Here is a 20154-nt window from a genome sequence, read left to right as displayed (position 1 = left end):
GACAATACAGTAAGTCACGAAAGGGCTTTGTGGTATTGTGGAAGTGGTAAAAAACTTTTGCAATATGATGAAGTAAGTAAGGGCGTACGGTGAATGCCTTGGTGCCAACAGGCGAAGAAGGACGCGGCAAGCTGCGAAAATCCTCGGGAAGCTGCAAGCAAGCGATGATCCGGGGGTATCCGAATGGGGTAACCTGATCGAGGCAATACTCGATCGTTCATACCTGAATACATAGGGTATGAAACGCGAAACCCGCTGAAGTGAAACATCTCAGTAAGCGGAGGAAAAGAAAGAGAAATCGATTCCGTAAGTAGTGGCGAGCGAAAGCGGATGGAGCCCAAACCGAAGGTACTCCTTCGGGGTTGTAGGACCACGAGATATTCGACCATACTGGATAGTAGAACAGCCTGGAAAGGCTGGCCGTAGAAGGTGAAAGCCCTGTAGACGAAATCCAGCGTGGGAATTAGTGGAATCCTGAGTAATACATCACACGTGGAACGATGTATGAATCAGCGCGGACCACCGCGCAAGGCTAAATACTAGTTGGCGACCGATAGTGAACAAGTACCGCGAGGGAAAGGTGAAAAGAACCGCTGTGAGCGGAGTGAAATAGAACCTGAAACCGTATGTCTACAAAGTGTCAGAGCAGAGCAATCTGCGATGGCGTGCCTTTTGTTTAATGAGTCTGCGAGTCAGTGTTTGTGGCAAGACTAAGGGCTTCCGGCCCGGAGTCGCAGCGAAAGCAAGTCCGAATAGGGCGAATTAAGTCGCAGGTACTGGACCCGAAGCGGAGGTGACCTACCCTTGGCCAGGTTGAAGCATGGGTAAAACCATGTGGAGGACCGAACAGGTGAACGTTGAAAAGTTCTCTGATGAGCTGAGGGTAGGAGTGAAAGGCTAATCAAACCCCGTGATAGCTGGTTCTCTTCGAAATGCATTTAGGTGCAGCGTCACGTGCTGATGCGCGGGGGTAGAGCACTGACAAGGCTAGGGGGCACACCCGCTTACCAAACCTTATCAAACTCCGAATACCGTGCAATGGAACGTGGCAGTGAGACAGTGGGGGATAAGCTTCATTGTCGAGAGGGAAACAACCCAGACCAGCAGCTAAGGTGCCTAAATAACGCTCAGTGGAAAGGATGTGGGATTACACAGACAGTGAGGATGTTGGCTTAGAAGCAGCCACCATTTAAAAAATGCGTAATAGCTTACTCATCGAGTGATCCTGCGCCGAAAATGATTGGCGATCAAGCGTTATACCGAAGCTCTGGACTTTACCTTACGGTAGAGTGGTAGAAGAGCGTTGCATGCGCGTTGAAGGGTGATGGCGACTGACCCTGGAGCACATGCAAGTGAGTATGCAGACATGAGTAACGTAAAGCCGGGTGAAATCCCCGGCCGCCGTAAACCCGAGGTTTCCAGGGCAACGTGTTTCGTCCCTGGGTTAGCCGGGACCTAAGCCGAGGCCGAGAGGCGTAGGCGATGGATATCAGGTTAATAATCCTGAGCTCGCGACCCTTAAACTGGGGGGACGCATGAGAAAAGATGACTAGGTTATTGAATTCCGAGTTGAGTCCACGGACTCAGCGCATCATTGGATCGAGTGCCAAGAAAAGCCCCAGCGTATGCTAAGCGACCCGTACCGCAAACCGACACAGGTGGGTGGGTAGAATATACCAAGGCGTAAGAGTGAAACCTGGTTAAGGAACTCGGCAAATTAGCCCCGTAACTTCGGAAGAAGGGGTGCCTGCAGCGATGCAGGCCGCAGAGAAATGGCCCAACCGACTGTTTATCAAAAACACAGCACTCTGCAAAGACGCAAGTCGAAGTATAGGGTGTGACACGTGACCAATGCCGAAAGATTAAGGCAAGGGGTTAGCCGCAAGGCGAAGCTCTGAACCCAAGTCCCGGTGAATGTCGGCCGTAACTATAACGGTCCTAAGGTAGCGAAATTCCTTGTCGGGTAAGTTCCGACCTGCACGAATCGTGAAACGAGTTGGGCACTGTCTCAACCAGGCGCTCAGTGAAATTGTAGTGGCGGTGAAGATGCCGCCTACCCGCAGAAGGACGGAAAGACCCTATAGACCTTAACTGTAAGCTGTCATTGTTTCTTCGGTTTTAATGCTCAGAGTAAGTGGGAGACGCTGAAGACGCCCTTTAGGGGGCGTCGGAGTCATCAATGAGACACCACCCTTTGAAACTGGAGGATTTAACCCTGAGCCGTGAATCCGGCCAGAGGACCGTGTCAGCCGGTCAGTTTTACTGGGGCGGTATCCTCCCAAAGAGTAACGGAGGAGCGCGAAGGTGGGCTCAGCCCGGTTGGCAACCGGGTGTCGAGTGCATGGGCATAAGCCCGCCTAACTGTGAGACCAACAAGTCGAGCAGATGCGAAAGCAGGCCCAAGTGATCCGGCGGTAGAAAGTGGAATTGCCGTCGCTCAACGGATAAAAGGTACCTTAGGGATAACAGGCTGATCACGCCCAAGAGTTCATATCGACGGCGTGGTTTGGCACCTCGATGTCGGCTCGTCGCATCCTGGGGCTGGAGAAGGTCCCAAGGGTCCGGCTGTTCGCCGGTTAAAGCGGCACGCGAGCTGGGTTCAGAACGTCGCGAGACAGTTCGGTCCTCTATCCTCTGTGGGCGTTGGAAAATTGAGGGGTTCAGACCTTAGTACGAGAGGACCGGGTCTGACGCACCACTGGTGCATCGGTTGTACTGTCAAGTGCATGGCCGAGTAGCTAAGTGCGGACGGGATAAGCGCTGAAAGCATCTAAGCGCCAAGCCCATCCCAAGATGAGTTTTCCCTATAGGTTCGTGGAAGACCACCACGTTGATAGGTCGCAGGTGTAAGTGCAGCAATGTATTGAGCCAAGCGATACTAATCACCAATAGACTTCATCATATTACATCACTCCCGTTCGTGAATAACAACTTGCTGTTGTCTTGTTCATTGGATGTATGTTTAAAAGTAACACCACCAGCCACGCAGATGTCAGTTTACGCTGATTCCTTCCCCTCGTAACGAGAGGAAATCTTCTTAGCCACACACACAACAACCCTTAAAAAATCCCCCTCAAAGCCCCCCCAAGGGCTCCCGGGCAGGCAGGATGAAGAAAATGAAAAACTCTTCCCCTGAAGCCCGGTGGCCAGAGCGCAGTGGTCCCACCCGGTCCCGTTCCGAACCCGGAAGTGAAACGCTGCCGCGCCAATGGTAGTCGGACGATAGGTCCCGCAAGAGTAGGTCGCCGCCGGGATTTTTTTTCATCAGGCCCCGCCAGTTCCTCAACTGGCGGGGCTTGTTGGTTTCTTGATGGCGCGATCTTGAATCTCCTTCTCTTCCTATACTTTGCTAAAAGGAATATTTGGTACATGCCGCCTGTCCGAGCCGTCGCGCCTTTGCTTCCTCCAAGCTCTTCGGTAAAAAATCAATAAAGCGGCTATGCTGTCCATCGGGAGCATAGAAGAAGAACTGGTCTTTTCCTTTTCCTCCTCCTTCCGGCTCCCATATCCGGCAGTTGACGATTGAAAAGGAAAATTCCGGCAGTTATAGTTGTGTTCCTGCAATTGTAACTCAAATGACCTATCTGCTGTCCTTCCTGTTCCTGTGCCTTGTTTCGGTATGCTCCGCAAAAGAATTGAAGATTTTTTTGCTGACGGGCCAATCCAATTCCCTGGGAGCCGTGAAGGGCAGTCCCGCTTCTCCGGAGTTGTTGAAGAAGTATGAGCCGAAGAATACGCTCTACTGGCATGAGAACTTCGGCCAGAGGGAAGGGGTGTTTCCCGGGGCCTCCACGTCCTGGGAGCAGGTACGGCCCGCCATGCCGCGGTATAACGGCAGTTTGTGCATGGGGCCGGAGTACGGGTTTGCCTTTGCGCTGGAGAAGAACGGATGGTTCAGGGATGCGGACGTGGCGGTCGTGAAGGCTTCCAGGGACGGCGGCGACAATTCCCACTGGCAAAAGAACGGCCAGGCTTACAAGGCGCTGGTGCAGGCCGTCAAAAACGCCTGTGCCGCGGTAGACAAGTCCAAGCACTCCAAAGTGGAGTTTGCCGGGCTGCTGTATTTGCAGGGGGAAAGCAATATCGGCGCTTCCGTGCCGGAGAGCGCTTCCCGTTTTCTGGAGCTTCTGGGCAATCTGGCGGCGGACTTGAAACCGTACGGGGATACGTCCGCCCTGGCCGCACAGAGAGCCGTCATTGGCGAGAATGCCAACTGGGCCGGAAAGAATGAAAGCGATCCGGAGACGGGCAATGTTACCGGCGGCCTGGAAGGGCGCGATACCGAAGTTCAGGGAAAAACGACCCACCAGGTGATGAAGGAGCTGGCCGCCTCCCGTCCGTCCCTGGGCTATGCCCCTACCAGGGACCTTCCCAAGCTGACTGCCGGCGACCAGATGGGGGTGCATTACAACGGCCAGTCCCAGATCAGCATCGGCGCGCGCTTTGCCTATGAAGCCGCCCGTCTGGCCGGGAAGGATGCCGGCTCCGTCCGCAGCGGCCGTTATGAGGCTCCTCTCGGTTCTCCGGATGCCTGGATGAATCGGAAAATGCCGGGGAAAAACGTAGGCGTGTGGAACTTGGCTTCTTCCGTAAAACCCAGCATTGTATCGGGCGTGGTGAAGCTGTTCGGCATCCGTGTGGAGGACCCCGCCGTTAATACCGTGATTATTCAGAGCAAAGGAGGGGGCTCCGGCGACCGTTTGGCGCTTGGGCCGGGAGGCATCCGTCTGGCGGAGGGGAAAATTTGCAGTTGGAGACAAATGTACAGCTTGCGGGTCGTCAGGCCTGGAATATTCCGGGAGGCTCCACCGTGGAACTCAAGCCCTCGCCGGTCCAGGACAAAGCCCACCCCGTCCGCTTGTCCGGACAGGCGGAAGTGCAGGTGGTTCGTGCGGAAGGCGGAGGGGGAGCGGAGGGAATGGCCCGCGTCGTGTTGGAACGGGTGCTGCCCGCTTCCTTGAAATGTTCCTGGATCTTGTCCGGAAAGGTGGAAATGTCCCTGGAAGGAATGGAGGGGCAGGCCCTGAATCTGGGCAGAGTCCTCGTCAAAGACGGCGCTGTGTTGAATCTGAATGGCGCTAGGCTGGCTGCGGGCAGTATCGTCAATCAAGGCGGAACGGTGAACCCGTAACGGACGGCCATGAACGACCCTGGCGCGGACCGGAATCCGTTCAGGGCTTTTCCAGTTTTTATTCCGGTGGGAGGAGAGCATAAAAAATGTGTCTTCACACCCGGAGTACATGGAAGCCTGCCTGCCTCTTATTCACAATTCCGGCATTTCCGTCAACCCGTGCGGAAACGCGGACGGGAGTATTTTTGTCCCCGGCTTATTCACAGGAAGTCTTGGTTGGGAGATGCTGGCCATTAAGGCCTCTGTACTATATTTGGCGTACTTTTTCCTTTATGGATGCGTTATGTAGTAGTATGGTCGTGCCATGAGATGCGTTCAGTGCGGTCATTTGGAGGATAAGGTCATTGACTCCCGTATGTCCAAGGACGGGACGACCATCCGCCGCCGCCGCGTGTGCCTGAGGTGCGATTACCGTTACACGACCTATGAGCAGATTGAACGTACGGAGCTGCGCGTTGTAAAAAGAGACAACCTGCGGGAGGCCCTGAACCGCGAGAAGATTTTGCGCGGCTTGGTGAAGGCCTGTGAAAAGAGGCCCGTGAGCATGGACCGCTTGGACCGCGCCGTGGAAGAAATTATTTCCGAATTGCACCGCGACCATTTGCGCGAAGTTCCCTCCAGCGAGATCGGCAAGAAAGTGATTGAAAAACTTTACGCCATCGATCCCGTCGCCTACATCCGCTACGTGTCCGTGTACCGCCAGTTTTCCAATGTGGAGGAGTTCATCCAGGAGATCACGCAGATGCGCCACCAGACGCTGATTGATCCTCTCCAGCGCAAGCTTCCCATCCTTTAAATTTTCCCCTTTTCCCTGTTCCATGATCGGCTTCCGAAACAACAGACCGCTGCTCAAGCTTGGTGATTGCCTGATCACCGAGTACGGGGAACAGTGGCTGGCGGATGCCCTGGAACATGCCGCCCGGCGCGCCGGAACCACCCTGCCGTTCAAGGATGACCTGCTGGCCTCTGTGCGCTATTATCTGGAGCATGAGTGCGACCTGTCCGTCATGCAGGTGTCCGAGCTGTATGAACGCCTGCGCCGCATGCTTACGGAGGTAGGCCTGGCGCACCTGGCAAGGGAGCTGAAGGAGGAAACGCCCCCCATGACGGTCAGCGTGGCGGAGATTGCCCGCAGCGTGCCGTTCTGGCTGTTTTTTGCCTGTGAGCTGAAAAAGCAGGTGGAAGAATTGCAGGTGCACGGCATTACCAAATACTGTTTTACCGGGAGAAAGGAATGCGTGATGGCGCTCCAGGGCAGGAAGCGGTGGGACCGTTCCTGCCAGACCCTGCTGGAAGACCTGGATTTCCTCCTTTCCCGCTATGAGGAGCAGGAAGCGGACCGTTGACGGGGAAGCTTACCGGAACCTGATTTTACGGCGCTTCCGTTCCGGCATGCGTTTGAGCTGTACGGTGGGCGTCCCCAGCACAAGGGCCTGATGGACCGCGTGGCCTTTCGGCAAATCCAGGGCGCGGAGAAGCGGCTTGTACTTGAAAACCCTGCATCCCAGGACCAGGCCGCCCATGTAGCAGCTCCCCAGCCCCAGCGCGGTCAGGGCCATCATGATATTATGGGAGAGGACCGTAGCGTCTTCCCGCGCGGTTTGTGACGCCGGGCCGGTCAGCAGGAGCAGGGCCGGGGCGCCGTACAGTACGGGGTCTTCCCCCCGTTCCTCCGCCTGCCTGCGCAGGGGTTGCGTAGCGGTTTCAGAGATGACGGCGTGGTAATCCTGCGGGGAGAGGGCTAGCCGGGCGGCCAGGCGGGTGACGGGGAAGGCGGCCAGCCTTTCCAGCTTGTCGTACATGCGGAGCAGGGCCTTTCTGATGCCGGAGAGGGTATCCGGGTCTTCCACCGCCGTCAGGCGGATGCTCTGGGCGTTCAGGCCGGACTGGGAGTATTCCGCCGCGCGGCGCAGGACGTTCCACGTTTCCCGGCTGACGGGGTCCGGTTTGAAGTGCCGCACGCTCCTGGTTTTCATCAGCAGGTTCAGCACTTCCGCTTCGCCCGGAACGGGGCCTATGGGTTCCGTGCTTTTTACTCCGGAGTGGGTAATGGCCTGCCGCGGGCAGACGGCTACGCAATGGCCGCAGCCGATGCAGTATTGTTCCGCAGCTCCTTCCAGGGAATCGAAGCCGCAGAAGCGGGTCAGGAAGCAGGCTTTTTCACATAAATGGCAGTGGATGCACTTGTCTTGGTCGATGGTCAGTTTCATGGCTGTGTGGATTGGAATTCCCGCCAGCATAGGGAGACAGGGAGTTTTTGACAAGTAGGCACTATTTTGTAATATAGTGTCAAAAAAGATACTGTAACGATGAAAAAGCCTTCATCCTCCTACCGTTGCCCCTGCGGCGTCACGCTTTCCCTGATCGGCGGGAAGTACAAGATTGTCATCCTCTGGCATCTTTACCAGAAGGCTCCCGTGAGGTTTAACGAGCTGCACCGCCTGATCCCGGAGGCCACCACCAAGATGTTCACCCAGCAGCTCCGGGAACTGGAGGCGGACGGATTAGTGGAACGCAAGGCGTACCCCGTCATTCCGCCCAGGGTGGAGTATTCCCTGACGGCCTTCGGCAGGAGCGTGCTGCCCGTACTGGAAGCCATGAATGAATGGGGCGCGGCCTACCTGGCCGCACGGGGGGAGTAGCCGCCGTTACAGGTGTTTTGGCGCGGGACCGTTGATGATCTTGCGGGCGCGGTTCAGGGCGGCGTCAATATTCTCGCAGATGTTGTAGCGTTTCAGCTCCCGGTAAAAGGGCGCGTGGCGGATGACGTCCAGAGGTTGCGGCTGCACGCCGCAGACCAGCAGGGTGGAGCCGTGCTCCCGGCACTGATGGCAGAAGTCGGAAAGAACATTCAGTCCGGTGGCGTCCAGCGCGGGAACCAGGCGCATGCGCAGAATGACTACCTTGGTATCGTGCTCCAGCGTTTCCAGCACCTGGTCCTTGAACTGTTCCACGGCGCCGAAAAAGAAGGGGCCCTTCACGTCAAAAACTTCCACGCCTTCCGGAATGCTGAGTTTGGCCGTAGAACGGTCTTCGTCGTCTTCCTCGTCGTTGTCCAGCAGCTCGTTTTTAATGGCGGAAACGTCGCTGATCTGGGCCATGCGGCCCATGAAGAGCAGGGCGGCGAGCACCACACCCACCTCCACGGCCACGACCAGGTCCACAAAGACGGTCAGCAGGAAGGTGATTACCAGCACCGCCGCATCCTGCCGCGGCCCTTTCAGCAGGCGGCTGAACGTGTGCATTTCGCTCATGTTGTAGCACACCACCGTCAGGATGCCCGCCAGCACGGCCAGGGGAATCTGCTGCGCGTACTGGGCAAAGGCCATCAGGATGGCAAGAAGGGTCACCGCGTGAATCATGCCGGAAACCGGGCTTTTGGCCCCCGCCTTGATGTTGGTAGCGGTGCGGGCGATGGCCCCGGTGGCCGGAATGCCGCCGAACAGGGCGGACCCGATGTTGCCGATTCCCTGGGCAATGAGTTCCATATTGGGTTTGTGGCGTCCTCCCGTCATGCCGTCCGCCACGGAGGCGCTCAGCAGGGATTCAATCGCCGCCAGCAGGGCGATGGTGAAGGCCGGAGCCGTCAGCGCTCCCAGGTTGTGCCATTCAATGTGGGGCAGTGAAGGGAGGGGAAGCGTGTTCGGAAGGCTGCCGAAGGCCTGCCCGATGGTGGTTACGGGCAGGGAGAAGGCTACGGAAACGGCGGTCATGCCCAGCATGCCCACCAGCATGGCCGGCACCCTGGGCCAGAAGCGGCGGCTCAGCAGGGTGATGGCGACGGTGCCGACGGCCAGCGCCAGCGCCGCCCAGTTGATGGTGTGGAAGTAGTTGAAGTAGCACGCCCATTTTTCAATGAAGTCGCCGGGGATTTTTTCCGTGATGGTGAGGCCGAAGATGTCCTTGATCTGCGTGGAGAAAATCACCACGGCAATGCCGGAGGTAAATCCCGTGGTGACGGGGAATGGAATGAAGCGGATAAGCGCCCCCATGCGGCAGAAGCCCAGGATAATGAGAAAGAGGCCCGCCATCAGCGTGCAGACCAGCAGTCCGGACGCGTGGTACTGTTCCAGCACGCCCATGATGATGATGACGAAGGCGCCGGTGGGGCCGCCTATCTGGTACTTGCTTCCGCTGAACAGGGAAATGAGGAAGCCGGCCACGATGGCGGTGATGAGGCCCTGGGTGGGAGAGAGCCCGCATGCAATCGCAAAGGCCATCGCCAGCGGAATGGCCACTACGCCGACGGTGAGCCCCGCGAAGAGGTCCGCCAGAAAGGTTTGCTTGGTATAGGTCTTGAGAGAGGAAAGGAGAGCAGGTCTGAACATGGCTGCCGGGATGTTGGCCGGCTGCGGTGGAATGCCGCCGCCGGAGGGGTGTAAAACGTCCCCTTCCTGCACCCGGAGGCGCGCCGCGGAGACGGACGGCAGGTTCCCCGTTCCGTCCGCTCCCCGCAGGCAGTGTTATTTGGAAAGAATGTCTTCCCAGTAGGCGATGCGGCGGCGGGTGTTCCCGGAATTGGGAGCCCCCGGGTTGGTACGCTGGGCGAAGGCTTTTGTCAATTCAAATACGTCGCGCGCGTCCGTTCCGTACGCGTCTGAAATGGAGGCGAACTGTTCGTCGCTCAACTGGTTGAGGGGCGTACCCGTGGAAATGCTCATGGCGACGGCTTTTCCAACCAGTTCGTGAGCCTTCCGGAAGGGAACGCCGCGGCGAACCAGGTAGTCCGCCAGGTCCGTAGCCAGCAGCATGGGATCGGAAGCCGCTTCCAGGGCTCGGGCCGTGTTGACCGTCATGGCGGCCATCATCTCCGCGTTGACGTCCAGGGCCAGCTTGATCGTGTCAATGGAATCGAAGAGGGGTTCCTTGTCTTCCTGGAGATCGCGGTTGTAGGTCAGGGGCAGCCCCTTGACGGCCACCATCACGGCGGTAAGGTTGCCGTACAGGCGTCCCGTCTTGCCGCGGGTCAGTTCCGCCACGTCCGGATTCTTTTTCTGGGGCATCAGGGAGGAGCCCGTCGTATGGGCGTCAGAAAGGGTGGCAAAGCCGAATTCCGCCGTGCACCACAGGATGACGTCCTCGCTCATGCGGGAAAGGTGCGCGCCGATCACGGCCAGGTCAAAGAGGGTTTCCATGATGTAATCCCGGTCCGCAATCGCATCCATGGAATTCTCCGTTACGGCGTCAAAGCCCAGTTCCGCGGCAATTCCGTGGCGGTCCAGGCAGATGGTGGAACCGGCGATGGCTCCGGAACCCAGCGGGGAAACGTTCAGGCGCCTGCGGCAGTCCGTGAGGCGGTCTGCGTCCCGGTTCAGCATTTCCACGTAAGCCAGCAAATGGTGGCCCATCGTGACGGGCTGGGCGCGCTGCAGGTGGGTGTACCCCGGCATCATGGCGTCCGCGTATTCCTTCGCCTTCATAACCAGGGCCCGTTGGAGGTGGCGCACTTTTTCCAGGATTTCATCAATCTCCGCGCGGCAGTAAAGCCGCGTATCCGTGGCCACCTGGTCGTTGCGGGAGCGTGCCGTATGCAGCTTGGCTCCCGGCGCGCCGATGCGGCGGGTCAGCTCGCTTTCAATGTTCATGTGCACGTCTTCCAGCTCACGGCTCCAGGTGAAGCTGCCTGCCTCTATGTCCTTCAGGATATCCTTCAGGCCGGATTCAATGGCGCTGAATTCCTCCTGCGAAAGCAGCCCTGCCTTGAGCTGTGCCCGCGCATGGGCGATGGATCCGGCAATGTCCTGGCGGAAGAGCCTCCAGTCATAGGAGACGGATTCGCCGTAGCGTTGTACCAGATCAGCGGTGGGTTTAGAAAATCTGCCTTTCCACATGACCCACATGTTGTGCCCCAGGAGCTTCCGTTTTAAAAGCCTGAAATGGGTAATGGAGGCAGATTCCGCGGAACGGGAGAAAATCCGTGTGCCTGGAAAACCGGAATGAGGCCGGAAGAAAAAGGGAAACGGCGCATGGCTGCCTTTTGCCTGTGGCAAGAGGGCCGCATATGTTACTATGGCTCCGTGTGCATGGATGATGAAAAGCCCCTGAAACGGGCGGATTTGCGGAAACGCGCGGAGGAGAAGGCGGCGGAACTGGCCGCGGAGGGGATGGAGCTGCATCCCGTGACGGCTTCCGGGCGAAATCTGGCGAAAAAGTTCTGGGGAAAGGAATGGATGAAGAGCCTGGCCGCGTGCGAGGTGTACGGCATGCGGCTGGCCCCCGGGCGTACTTATTTGCGCTATGGCTGCGTTCTGGACGTGAAAGCGGCTCCCGGCCGCATTGACGCGCTGGTGATGGGGGAGCATTTGTATGAGGTCCGCGTGCATGCCGCCCCTCCGGATGAAGAGGCGCTTGCCCGGTTGCGTGCGCGGTGCGCCGGGCATATCGGTTCCTGGATTGACTTGCTGAAGGGGAACCTTTCCCGGAGCTGCTGGAAATCCTGTGCGATCCGGAGGGCGGCCTGTTCCCTGCGCCGGAAGAGTGGCGTTTTTCCTGTTCCTGCCCGGACTGGGCGGATTTGTGCAAGCATGCGTCCGCGGTCCTGTACGCCTTCGGCGTGATGCTGGACGAACAGCCGGAACTGCTGTTCACCCTGCGCGGAATGGACGCCTCCGTCCTGATTCCGAAGGCTCCGGAAGCCGTTCCCGGAGGAGAAGACGCGCTGGACAAGGATGCCGGGTCCCTGTCGGACATGTTCGGCATCAGGCTGGATTGATTCCCGCCGCCGTGACGTTATGGCCTTGTTCCGGTCTTGAACAGCCAGGCGGGGAGGGGATGGTCGTCCTTTTTGACGAATTGGCGGCAGACGGGGTCTTTCCGGCGGTCAAGCATGCCGCCGTGCGCCGTCAGCTGATGCTCCTGCATAGTGCTCGCCCGGGTGGAGAACGTACCCGCTTTTTCCATCATGCATTGCAGGGACGGAAGGGCCGTGCAGGCCAGGTAAAGAATCAGGAGTGTCCGGTATTTCGTGCCCCCCTGGCGGAAGGCATGGAGAAAGAGCAGGGAGAGGAAGGGATAGAGGACCGCCGGGGCTTTAAAGAGAAGTTCATTATTCATGATGCCCGTGCGGAAAAAGAGGCTGCCTGCCATTATCCCCAGCGTGATGTAGTACAGCGGATTCCTCCGGCATGCTTGGAAGAGCAGCGCACCCGGCAGCAGAACGCCCAGGGCCAGAGCCAGCAGGAAACTGGCGTATTTGACGGAGCCGGGATAGAGCAGCAGCCGCTGCTGGCCGTAGTGGTAGATTTCCGCATACTTCCCGGCAAAAAGGCAGGAAAATTGCCCCCCACCGTCCAGATGGGCATAAAAGACGGCCATGACCGCCGCGCACAGGGCGGCAACCCAGAAAGCCGGCTGGAGCAGGAGGGACCGGAGCCGGGAAGGAGGAGCCTGCTCCGTTGGGCGGCAGAACAGGGTTTCATACACTATGTACGGAAGGAGCAGAAGAGCGCCCAGCGGGGAGGACGGCAGCAGCAATGCCCCCATGAAATAATATCCCGCGGCAGGCAGGGAGCGGGTCAGAATAAGCACGGCGCACAACAGCGCCGGAACGGCATGGTTGAACGTGTTGAAGAGTTGGGCGGGCATGCCGATGAACAGCACCATCTGGGCATTGTATTCCGCGAACAGGGAGGGGAGGGGCATTCCCAGGCAGTCCAGCGCCGCTGCCGGAGATCCCAGGCAGAAGAGAACCAGCGCCCACCAGGCCGTTTGCCGGACGCCCCAGCGGGAGGCAGCCGCCAGCAGCGCCAGTTCCAGCCCCAGGAAGGTCCACAGGGCCAGCAGCCAGGGAGCCCATGCATCCGGACAGCAGGAGGCGGCCAGCGCAGGAGGCAGCCAATGGCCCAGATAGTAGATGAAGTGGCGCCCGTCCGACATGACGAGGGGCCAGGAGCCTGCCGCAAGCTGTTCGTAAACGGCGTTGCGGACTGCAAAGTCCGCGTGCTGCTGGCAGTGGCCCGTGAAGCCGCACAGCAGCACCAGCAGCAGGCAGAAGGCGGACAGAAAGCCCAGCACGGCCAGTCCGCGGGCTTTCAGAGGAAGCCGTTGTTCCGGAAGATTCCGGGTGCAGGCGTACAATCCATACGCCAGTGCGGCGCAAAGCGGAACGGAGAAGGCGGGATGCAGCCATCCCCACAGGAAGAGGCCCAGAGGAAGCGCCAGGTACGCCAGTGCCGCGCACAGCAGGGGGCGTGTGGGCAGGGAAAGGCTGGGAGACATGGCGCGGAACGGAGATGGGGCTTTTTGGCAATGCGGAATCCGAAAGCCCAGCATTGCATATTTTGTCCCAAAGAAAAGGATGCAATTACCCCGGAGAATGAAAAATCCCCGCGCCGCCTCACGACGACCGGGGATTTGGGTTGCTTTATACCAGTTCCGGCAAAAGAGGTCAGAACAGGCCGAATCCGTTGCCGTAGCGGGCGGATTCCCCCAGTTCCTCCTCAATCCGGAGAAGGCGGTTGTATTTGGCCATGCGGTCGGAACGGCTCAGGGAGCCGGTCTTGATCTGGCCGGCGTTGGTCCCCACGGCGATGTCCGCGATGGTGGCGTCTTCCGTTTCCCCGGAGCGGTGGGAAATAACGGCGGTGTAGCGGTTGCCCATGGCCAGCTCCACGGCATCCAGCGTCTCCGTCAGGGAGCCGATCTGGTTTACCTTCACCAGAATGGAGTTGCCCACGCCCAGATGAATGCCTTTTCTGAGGAATTCAACGTTGGTGACGAAGAGGTCGTCCCCGACGAGCTGGGTGCTTTTGCCCAGTTTTTCCGTCAGGATTTTCCAGCCGTCCCAGTCGTTTTCCGCACAGCCGTCCTCAATGGAGACGATGGGGTATTTCTTCTTCAGTTCCACGTAGTAATCCGTCAGTTCCGCGGCGGTTCTGCGGCTGCCGTCGGACTTCTTGAAAACGTACAGTCCGGATTCCGGATCGTAGAATTCGGAGGAAGCCACGTCCAGGGCAATGGAAATATCCTCCCCGAACCGGTAGCCGGCCTTGTCCACGGCCTGGGCGATGCAGTCCAGCGCGTCTTCCGCGGAGTTCAGCCTGGGGGCGAAGCCGCCTTCATCACCCACGGCGGTGGAAAGGCCGCGGCTGTGCAGGACGGATTTCAGGGCATGGAAGACTTCCGCGCCATAGCGCAGGGCTTCCCGGAAAGTAGGCGCGCCGGACGGAACGATCATGAATTCCTGGAAGTCGATGGGCGCGTCGGAGTGGGCGCCCCCATTGATGATGTTCATCATGGGGACGGGCAGAACCTTGGCGTTCGGACCGCCCAGGTAGCGGTACAGGGGCTGTTGCAGCTGGGCCGCCGCCGCCTTGGCAAGCGCCAGGGAAACGCCCAGAATGGCGTTGGCTCCCAGTTTGGCCTTGTTGAAGGTGCCGTCCAGGGAGCTCATGAGGGCGTCCGCCGTGGTTTGTTCCGTCGCTTCCAGGCCGATCAGGGCCGGGGCGATGACGTTGCGGATATTGTCCACAGCTTTGGTGACGCCTTTGCCCTGGTAGCGGGCCGTGTCGCCGTCCCTGAGTTCCCAGGCTTCATGTTCCCCGGTGGAAGCTCCGCTGGGGACGCCCGCCGTGCCTGTGGCTCCGCCTTCCAGATAAACGTCCGCCTCAATGGTGGGGTTGCCGCGTGAATCCAGAATTTCACGCCCTGTTATTTTTGCGATGCGCATTTCTTTCATAAAAGCCGGATGGGTTCTGCCTTGAAAAGCAGATATTGGAATTAGTTTAAACTAATTTACAGGCCTTATGTATCCCGTATCCGGCGCGCATGCAAGCTTTTTCTCCATCACAGGCAACCCGGTTGATCCGGGAATCACGCTCAGCCGCGGTAATGTTCTTTCAGCCAGGCTATTTCCTCGCCGTGCCCGGCGTCGTCCCGGGGCGTTTCCAGGAAAAGGGCACTTCCCGGAGGGAAGGATGGTTGATGATGTTGATGAAGGCCTGTTCTCCCAGGCTCCCCTTGCCGATGGTTTCATGGTGGTCCTTGAAGGAGGAGAAAGGCGTCATGCTGTCGTTCAGGTGGATGGCGTGCAGGCGTTCCAGGCCCAGCACGGAGTCGAACTGTTCCAGCACGGCGTCCAGGCTGTTGACAATGTCGTACCCGGCGGAATAAACGTGGCAGGTGTCCAGGCAGACGCCCAGCTTTTCTTTCAGGTCCACGCGCTCAATGATGGCGGCCAGTTCTTCAAAGGTCTTGCCGAGCTCGCTTCCCTTGCCGGACATGGTTTCCAGCAGAACGGTGGTTTTTTGGTCCGGAGCAAGCACGCCGTTCAGTTGGTCCGCCACCAGTTCAATGCCTTTTTCCACTCCCTGTCCCACGTGGCTGCCGGGATGGAAGTTGTAAAGGTTGCCCGGCAGATGCTCCATGAGCTCCAGGTCTTCCCTCAGCACCTGGGCCGCAAAGCGGGTGACTTTGGGGTCAGCGGAGCAGGGGTTCAGCGTATAAGGGGCGTGCGCCAGCAGCGTGCTGAAGCCGTTGTCTTCCGCCAGCTTCAGAAAACGGGCAATGTCCGGTTCGTCAATGGCCTTGGCCTTGCTTCCGCGCGGGTTGCGGGAAAAGAACTGGAAGGTGTTGGCGCCGATGGAAAGGGCAACCCTGCCCATGGCTTCGTAACCTTTTGCGGAGGAGAGGTGGCATCCGATGTACAGCATGGCGGTAAAGGTGTGTAAACGAGCATATCGGAAGGGAATTGCCGTGTCCAGCATGGGGGGTGGTTTCAAGCGGCTGCCGCATGGCTCCGTGCCTGCGCGGTGTGCCATGGCCGTGGCGGGAAAACAGATTGACATTTTTACGATTTTAAAAATAATAAATCCATTGCTTATGTCCGATTGCTCCTGCACCTCTTCATCCCGTCCGGTTCACTCCGTCAAGGAGCTGGAACCTCTTGCCGGTGTTTTCAAGGCGCTGGGGCATCCCGTGCGCCTCATGATTGTGGAGATGCTTCTGGATGGAGAACGCTGCGTCTGCGAACTGCAGAAGGATTCCGGACGTGACATGTCTACCGTTTCCAGCCATTTGAACGTGTTGAAGAACAGCCGGATAGTGTCCTGTGAGCAGCGGGGAAAAATGTGTATTATTCCCTGTGCTGCCCCTGCCTCAGCAGCGTGCTGTCGTGTTTGCAGGAAAGCCCGGCGTTAAAGGGGTAACGGTATTGGTATTCAGTTTGTTCAGTATTTTTTATTCATACATTTTGATATTCTTAAAAATATAAATCAATAATTACATGAAGAGGATAGTAATTTACGGACCGGGGTGCGCCAAATGTACGGCATTGGCGCAGGTGACGGAGCAGGTCATGCGGGAACTCTGTCTGGAACCGCTTCCGGAAAAGGTGACGGATGCCGCGCAACTTGCCGCCGCCGGAGTGCTGGAAACCCCGGCTCTTGAGGTGGACGGCAGGATTCTTGTTTCCGGCACGGTACCCTCCCGGGATGAAATCAGGAGGATGCTCCAAAAAGCGCTTCAAGCGGATTCTCCGGAGAAGGGTTGCTGTAGCGGAAGGCCGGAGGATTCAAGGGCAGTAAAGGGGAATCTTCCCCATCCGGAGGCAGGTTCCTGCGGGTGCGGAGGAGGGGGCTGCTGCGGCAGCGCTTCCTTCAAGCGAAAGGGCGGATGGAAAAGGGCTGCCGTCTGGGCTGCGGCGCTGCTCATTCTGCTGGCGGTGGTTAAGATGATGAATCACCGGGAACGTTCCGGGGGCGGGGAACCTCCCCGCCCGTCTGTTTCCGCAGAGCGGTAGGAGAATTCTTCCCGGTTATGATTCAGGATTTTGCTGACTGGCTGGTTTACGGGGTGTTGGAGTTCACACCCCATACCCGTCTGGGGGAGGCGGTCAACTTCTTCGTGTACGACACGGTGAAGATCCTCTTCCTGCTGTACGCGATCAGTCTTTTCATGGGCGTGGTGAACGCCTATTTCCCGGTGGAACGCATCCGCGTGTTTTTGACGACAAAGAAGCTCTACGGGTTTCAGTATTTTTTCGCCGCCCTGTTCGGGGCGGTCACGCCGTTCTGTTCATGTTCCTCCATTCCCCTGTTTATCGGCTTTGTGAAAGGAGGGATTCCGCTGGGCGTGACGTTTGCCTTCCTGATCACATCGCCTCTGGTGAATGAGGTTGCCATCGCCCTGTTCCTGGGGGCGTTCGGGGTCAAGATCACGGTGATTTATGCGGTCTCCGGCATTTTGCTGGGGATGATGGGAGGGGCTGTGCTGGAGAGGTTCAGGCTGGAACGCTATCTGTCCCCCTGGATACGGGGGCTGCTTGTCCAGTCCGGGGAGGAAAGCGGCGCGTGGGAGCGGAAGGGGACGCCGTTCCGGAAGAGATGGGCCGTCATCATGCATGATGCGTGGGAAATCGTAAAGGGAGTGGCGCTGTATGTGGTGATCGGCATCGCTATGGGAGCGGCGGTGCACGGCTATGTGCCGGAGGGATTTTTTGAAGCGTCCATGAGCCGGGAGCATTGGTGGGCGGTGCCGGTTGCGGTAATTTGCGCGGTTCCGATGTATGCGAATGCGGCGGCGATAGTTCCGGTGATCCAGGTGTTTGTGGCGAAAGGCGTTCCGATCGGCACGGCGATAGCGTTCATGATGGCGACGGTAGGGCTTTCCGTGCCGGAGGCGGCCCTTCTGAAGAAGGTGATGACCTGGAAGCTGATCTGGATTTTCTTCGGAACAGTGACGGCGTTTATCATTCTGTCCGGATACGTGTTCAATATATTGATTGCTCCATAATCCCTGATGGGCGGAAAAGGAAAAAAGCGCAGGCGCCCCGTTTCTCCCGCGATTGCGGGAAACAGGCCATCTTCAGCGGGCGGTACGGCTTTAACTCGTAGAGTTGTCTGAAAGAACGGGATGCCCGGAGCGTACATAGTTCCGAACGTTAGTTATGCATTTGATGAGAAGATTGAATCAATTGGCCCCGGCCCTTCTGGGAACCTGCATGCTGGCCGCCGGGTTGGCGGAAGCGGAAGTGAAGAATGGGGTTCCCCGTTGAAGCCTGTTCCTTCTCCGGCTCAACTGGCATGGCACGATATGGAGATGTATGCCTTCATCCATTTCACCATCAATACCTTTACCGGGAAGGAATGGGGTTATGGCGACGAGAAGCCGGAGCTGTTCAACCCTTCCGATTTTGATGCGGACGACCTCGTCAAAACGCTGGCGGATGCCGGGTTCAAGGGAGTGGTGCTGACCTGCAAGCACCATGACGGTTTCTGCCTGTGGCCCACGAAGACTACCCAGCACAGCGTGGCGGCCTCCCCGTGGAAGCAGGGGAAGGGCGATGTGGTGAAGGAGATTTCCCGCGCGTGCAAAAAATACGGCGTCAGGTTCGGCATTTACCTGTCGCCCTGGGACCGCAACGCTTCCTCCTACGGCACCCCGGAATATATCAAAATGTACCGCCAGCAGTTGAAGGAGCTGGCGACGGGATACGGTCCCGTTTTCCTGGCGTGGTTTGACGGAGCGAACGGAGGGGACGGCTATTACGGTGGAACGCGGGAGAAGCGCTCCATTGACCGGAGCACGTATTACGACTGGAAGACGACGTGGGGGAACTGAAGAAACGGCAGCCCGGAGCGGTGATTTTTTCCGACGTGGGGCCGGGCGCCCGCTGGGTGGGGAACGAAAGCGGTTATGCGGGCTATCCCTGCTGGGCCACGTACACCCCCGTTCCGCTGCAAGCCGGGACGGAACCCGCGCCCGGCACCGTGCGCTACCAGTTGGGCACGGAAGGCACCGTGGACGGCAAGTACTGGATTCCCGCGGAAGTGGATGTTTCCATCCGTCCCGGCTGGTTCTGGCATGAGCATGAGAATTCCCGCGTCCGGACGCCGGAGAATCTGCTGAAACTGTACTTTGACAGCGTAGGCAGAGGGGCCAACCTGAATCTGAACGTGCCGCCGGACCGCCGCGGCCGCATTCATGAAGAGGATAAAAAGTCCCTGGCGGGCTTCCGTGCGCTGCTGGATGAACTGTATTCCCGCAACTTCGCTTCCGGAGCGCGCGCGGAGTCTTCCTCCTCATGGAAGGGGCACGGTCCGGAACAGGTTCTGGACCGGAAGCGGGCGACGTACTGGGCGGCCGCTCCGGAAGATAAAGATCCCTCCCTGGTGTTGAAGTTGCCGGAACCTGCGGCGTTTGACGTCATCCGGCTGGCGGAACCCGTCCAGCTGGGGCAGAGGGTGCGCAAGTTCCGCGTGGAGGTGCGTGAAAACGGCCGATGGAGCAAATGGACAGAAGGTTCCAGCATAGGAGCCAGGGTTCTTTTGAAGGGCAGGCCCGTGACGGCGGATGGAGTGCGCGTGGTGCTGGAAGAGTCCCGGGCCGTTCCGGCCTTGTGCGAGGTTTCCCTGTGGAAGCACCCTGTCATCTTGAATGCGCCGGCGGTGAATTACGACCGCGACGGCCGGGTGACCCTGGCATCCGCAGAGGGCGTGGTGACCAGGTACACCACGGACGGAACGGATCCCGGCCCGCAGTCCGCCGTGTACAGGGAGCCTTTCCTTCTCCCTGCCGGGGGGACGGTGAAGGCGGTGGGCGAATACCGCGGCAGAAGGTCTTCCGTAACCGCGCAGATCATCCCCGTCCCCACGAGGGACTGGAAGGTGGCGGCCGGGGAAAGAAGCGCCGCCGCCCCGGAGCTGGCCATTGACGGCAACCCCTCCACCCTCTGGCATACGCATGCCGCCCAGGGGGAAATAGCTCCTCCGCAGGCGCTGGAAATCGACATGGGGCGTCCGGTCAACGTTGCCGCCGTCATCTACACGCCCCGCAAGGATTCCGCAAAGGGGACGGTTGACCGCTACGCCGTCTACCTGAGTGCGGACGGAAACGATTGGGGAGCTCCCGCCGCGGAGGGAGAGTTTTCCAATATCCGCGCCAATCCCGTTCCGCAGCGGATTGACCTGGAGACGCCCGTGAAAGCCCGTTACCTGCGTTTTGTAGGCAAGCGGGTAGTGGAAGGCAGCCATGTTGCCGTTGCTGAGTTGGGAGTATTGGAAAAATAAGCGGTTTCCTTTTTTATC

Annotated in this window: 17 protein-coding genes, 2 rRNA genes and 1 pseudogene; 14 read left to right on the top strand and 6 right to left on the bottom strand. The window is 58.6% G+C overall.

Going from position 1 to position 20154, the window contains the following annotated elements; genetic code table 11:
- The first annotated feature begins 66 nt into the window (after nucleotides 1–66).
- The 6 genes from PVA48_RS05495 (at nucleotide 67) to PVA48_RS05470 (ending at nucleotide 6477) form a co-directional block, all read left to right on the top strand.
- Nucleotides 67–2902 (top strand): 23S ribosomal RNA (locus PVA48_RS05495).
- A gap of 236 nt (nucleotides 2903–3138) precedes the next feature.
- Nucleotides 3139–3254 (top strand): 5S ribosomal RNA (gene rrf / locus PVA48_RS05490).
- A gap of 321 nt (nucleotides 3255–3575) precedes the next feature.
- Nucleotides 3576–4961: a sialate O-acetylesterase gene (locus tag PVA48_RS05485; protein ID WP_423232367.1), complete on the top strand. Its 1386-nt coding sequence runs from the start codon at nucleotides 3576–3578 to the stop codon at nucleotides 4959–4961.
- Nucleotides 4958–5131 carry a hypothetical protein gene (locus tag PVA48_RS05480; RefSeq protein WP_423232366.1) on the top strand — a complete coding sequence of 58 codons (174 nt, stop codon included), beginning with the start codon at nucleotides 4958–4960 and terminating at the stop codon, nucleotides 5129–5131. The genes PVA48_RS05485 and PVA48_RS05480 overlap by 4 nt, the downstream gene beginning before the upstream one ends.
- A 304-nt stretch (nucleotides 5132–5435) precedes the next feature.
- Nucleotides 5436–5927, top strand: coding sequence for a transcriptional regulator NrdR (nrdR, locus tag PVA48_RS05475; RefSeq protein WP_012419886.1), 492 nt, complete (start codon nucleotides 5436–5438; stop codon nucleotides 5925–5927).
- Between the two features lie 22 nt (nucleotides 5928–5949).
- Complete coding sequence (locus PVA48_RS05470; RefSeq protein WP_022395913.1) at nucleotides 5950–6477, top strand: hypothetical protein; 528 nt, start codon at nucleotides 5950–5952, stop codon at nucleotides 6475–6477.
- Between the two features lie 9 nt (nucleotides 6478–6486).
- Here the strand turns inward: PVA48_RS05470 and PVA48_RS05465 are convergent, their stop codons facing one another.
- A complete protein-coding gene (locus PVA48_RS05465; RefSeq protein WP_180973663.1) occupies nucleotides 6487–7341 on the bottom strand; it encodes a nitroreductase family protein in 855 nt (284 codons plus the stop codon).
- Nucleotides 7342–7440: 99 nt separating this feature from the next.
- Here PVA48_RS05465 and PVA48_RS05460 point away from each other — a divergent pair, with 99 nt between their 5' ends.
- Nucleotides 7441–7773, top strand: a complete 333-nt coding sequence (locus PVA48_RS05460; protein ID WP_022395915.1) for a winged helix-turn-helix transcriptional regulator — start codon at nucleotides 7441–7443, stop codon at nucleotides 7771–7773.
- Nucleotides 7774–7779: 6 nt separating this feature from the next.
- On the opposite strand, the gene PVA48_RS05455 is transcribed toward PVA48_RS05460, so the two are convergent.
- Both PVA48_RS05455 and argH read right to left on the bottom strand, forming a co-directional pair.
- Nucleotides 7780–9459 (bottom strand): SulP family inorganic anion transporter, encoded by a 1680-nt coding sequence (locus PVA48_RS05455; RefSeq protein ID WP_102728572.1) that lies wholly within the window; start codon nucleotides 9457–9459, stop codon nucleotides 7780–7782.
- A 135-nt stretch (nucleotides 9460–9594) separates the two neighbouring features.
- On the bottom strand, nucleotides 9595–10962 hold the full coding sequence (gene argH / locus PVA48_RS05450) for an argininosuccinate lyase (protein ID WP_180975203.1): 1368 nt from the start codon (nucleotides 10960–10962) through the stop codon (nucleotides 9595–9597).
- A gap of 192 nt (nucleotides 10963–11154) precedes the next feature.
- Here argH and PVA48_RS05445 point away from each other — a divergent pair, with 192 nt between their 5' ends.
- Both PVA48_RS05445 and PVA48_RS05440 read left to right on the top strand, forming a co-directional pair.
- The gene (locus tag PVA48_RS05445; RefSeq protein ID WP_423232365.1) at nucleotides 11155–11688 is read left to right on the top strand and encodes a hypothetical protein; all 534 of its coding nucleotides are present in this window, start codon (nucleotides 11155–11157) and stop codon (nucleotides 11686–11688) included.
- Nucleotides 11646–11843 carry a hypothetical protein gene (locus PVA48_RS05440; protein WP_423232364.1) on the top strand — a complete coding sequence of 66 codons (198 nt, stop codon included), beginning with the start codon at nucleotides 11646–11648 and terminating at the stop codon, nucleotides 11841–11843. Before PVA48_RS05445 ends, PVA48_RS05440 begins: the two co-directional genes overlap by 43 nt.
- A 17-nt stretch (nucleotides 11844–11860) precedes the next feature.
- On the opposite strand, the gene PVA48_RS05435 is transcribed toward PVA48_RS05440, so the two are convergent.
- The 3 genes and pseudogenes from PVA48_RS05435 to PVA48_RS05425 all read right to left on the bottom strand — a co-directional run bounded on the left by PVA48_RS05435 (nucleotide 11861) and on the right by PVA48_RS05425 (nucleotide 15780).
- Nucleotides 11861–13348 carry a hypothetical protein gene (locus PVA48_RS05435; RefSeq protein WP_102728528.1) on the bottom strand — a complete coding sequence of 496 codons (1488 nt, stop codon included), beginning with the start codon at nucleotides 13346–13348 and terminating at the stop codon, nucleotides 11861–11863.
- A 169-nt stretch (nucleotides 13349–13517) separates the two neighbouring features.
- Nucleotides 13518–14807 (bottom strand): phosphopyruvate hydratase, encoded by a 1290-nt coding sequence (gene eno, locus PVA48_RS05430; protein ID WP_180971640.1) that lies wholly within the window; start codon nucleotides 14805–14807, stop codon nucleotides 13518–13520.
- Nucleotides 14808–14947: 140 nt separating this feature from the next.
- Nucleotides 14948–15780: pseudogene (locus PVA48_RS05425) on the bottom strand (deoxyribonuclease IV).
- 169 nt (nucleotides 15781–15949) lie between these two features.
- Here PVA48_RS05425 and PVA48_RS05420 point away from each other — a divergent pair.
- The 5 genes from PVA48_RS05420 (at nucleotide 15950) to PVA48_RS05400 (ending at nucleotide 20136) form a co-directional block, all read left to right on the top strand.
- Nucleotides 15950–16267, top strand: coding sequence for an ArsR/SmtB family transcription factor (locus tag PVA48_RS05420; protein WP_423232363.1), 318 nt, complete (start codon nucleotides 15950–15952; stop codon nucleotides 16265–16267).
- 85 nt (nucleotides 16268–16352) lie between these two features.
- A complete protein-coding gene (locus tag PVA48_RS05415; protein ID WP_215451340.1) occupies nucleotides 16353–16868 on the top strand; it encodes an MTH895/ArsE family thioredoxin-like protein in 516 nt (171 codons plus the stop codon).
- A gap of 17 nt (nucleotides 16869–16885) precedes the next feature.
- A complete protein-coding gene (locus tag PVA48_RS05410; protein ID WP_102722194.1) occupies nucleotides 16886–17860 on the top strand; it encodes a permease in 975 nt (324 codons plus the stop codon).
- Between the two features lie 300 nt (nucleotides 17861–18160).
- The gene (locus PVA48_RS05405) at nucleotides 18161–18688 is read left to right on the top strand and encodes an alpha-L-fucosidase (protein WP_423232362.1); all 528 of its coding nucleotides are present in this window, start codon (nucleotides 18161–18163) and stop codon (nucleotides 18686–18688) included.
- Nucleotides 18676–20136 carry a discoidin domain-containing protein gene (locus PVA48_RS05400; RefSeq protein ID WP_423232361.1) on the top strand — a complete coding sequence of 487 codons (1461 nt, stop codon included), beginning with the start codon at nucleotides 18676–18678 and terminating at the stop codon, nucleotides 20134–20136. Before PVA48_RS05405 ends, PVA48_RS05400 begins: the two co-directional genes overlap by 13 nt.
- The last annotated feature ends 18 nt before the right edge of the window (nucleotides 20137–20154 follow it).

Origin of the sequence: Akkermansia sp. JRP_AM1 (assembly GCF_049262625.1) — a bacterium.
Classification (GTDB): Bacteria; Verrucomicrobiota; Verrucomicrobiia; order Verrucomicrobiales; family Akkermansiaceae; genus Akkermansia; species Akkermansia massiliensis.
Note: the sequence above shows the minus strand (reverse complement) of the source record. Positions and strands in the feature narration are given on the sequence as shown.

Excerpts from the sequence above, each read along its gene's own strand:
- PVA48_RS05485 (WP_423232367.1), top strand. The coding sequence starts at position 3,576 with ATGACCTATCTGCTGTCCTTCCTGTTCCTGTGCCTTGTTTCGGTATGC.
- nrdR (WP_012419886.1), top strand. The coding sequence starts at position 5,436 with ATGAGATGCGTTCAGTGCGGTCATTTGGAGGATAAGGTCATTGACTCC.
- PVA48_RS05470 (WP_022395913.1), top strand. The coding sequence starts at position 5,950 with ATGATCGGCTTCCGAAACAACAGACCGCTGCTCAAGCTTGGTGATTGC.
- PVA48_RS05465 (WP_180973663.1), bottom strand. The coding sequence starts at position 7,341 with ATGAAACTGACCATCGACCAAGACAAGTGCATCCACTGCCATTTATGT.
- PVA48_RS05460 (WP_022395915.1), top strand. The coding sequence starts at position 7,441 with ATGAAAAAGCCTTCATCCTCCTACCGTTGCCCCTGCGGCGTCACGCTT.
- PVA48_RS05455 (WP_102728572.1), bottom strand. The coding sequence starts at position 9,459 with ATGTTCAGACCTGCTCTCCTTTCCTCTCTCAAGACCTATACCAAGCAA.
- argH (WP_180975203.1), bottom strand. The coding sequence starts at position 10,962 with ATGTGGAAAGGCAGATTTTCTAAACCCACCGCTGATCTGGTACAACGC.
- PVA48_RS05445 (WP_423232365.1), top strand. The coding sequence starts at position 11,155 with ATGGATGATGAAAAGCCCCTGAAACGGGCGGATTTGCGGAAACGCGCG.
- PVA48_RS05435 (WP_102728528.1), bottom strand. The coding sequence starts at position 13,348 with ATGTCTCCCAGCCTTTCCCTGCCCACACGCCCCCTGCTGTGCGCGGCA.
- eno (WP_180971640.1), bottom strand. The coding sequence starts at position 14,807 with ATGAAAGAAATGCGCATCGCAAAAATAACAGGGCGTGAAATTCTGGAT.
- PVA48_RS05420 (WP_423232363.1), top strand. The coding sequence starts at position 15,950 with ATGTCCGATTGCTCCTGCACCTCTTCATCCCGTCCGGTTCACTCCGTC.
- PVA48_RS05415 (WP_215451340.1), top strand. The coding sequence starts at position 16,353 with ATGAAGAGGATAGTAATTTACGGACCGGGGTGCGCCAAATGTACGGCA.
- PVA48_RS05410 (WP_102722194.1), top strand. The coding sequence starts at position 16,886 with ATGATTCAGGATTTTGCTGACTGGCTGGTTTACGGGGTGTTGGAGTTC.
- PVA48_RS05405 (WP_423232362.1), top strand. The coding sequence starts at position 18,161 with ATGGAGATGTATGCCTTCATCCATTTCACCATCAATACCTTTACCGGG.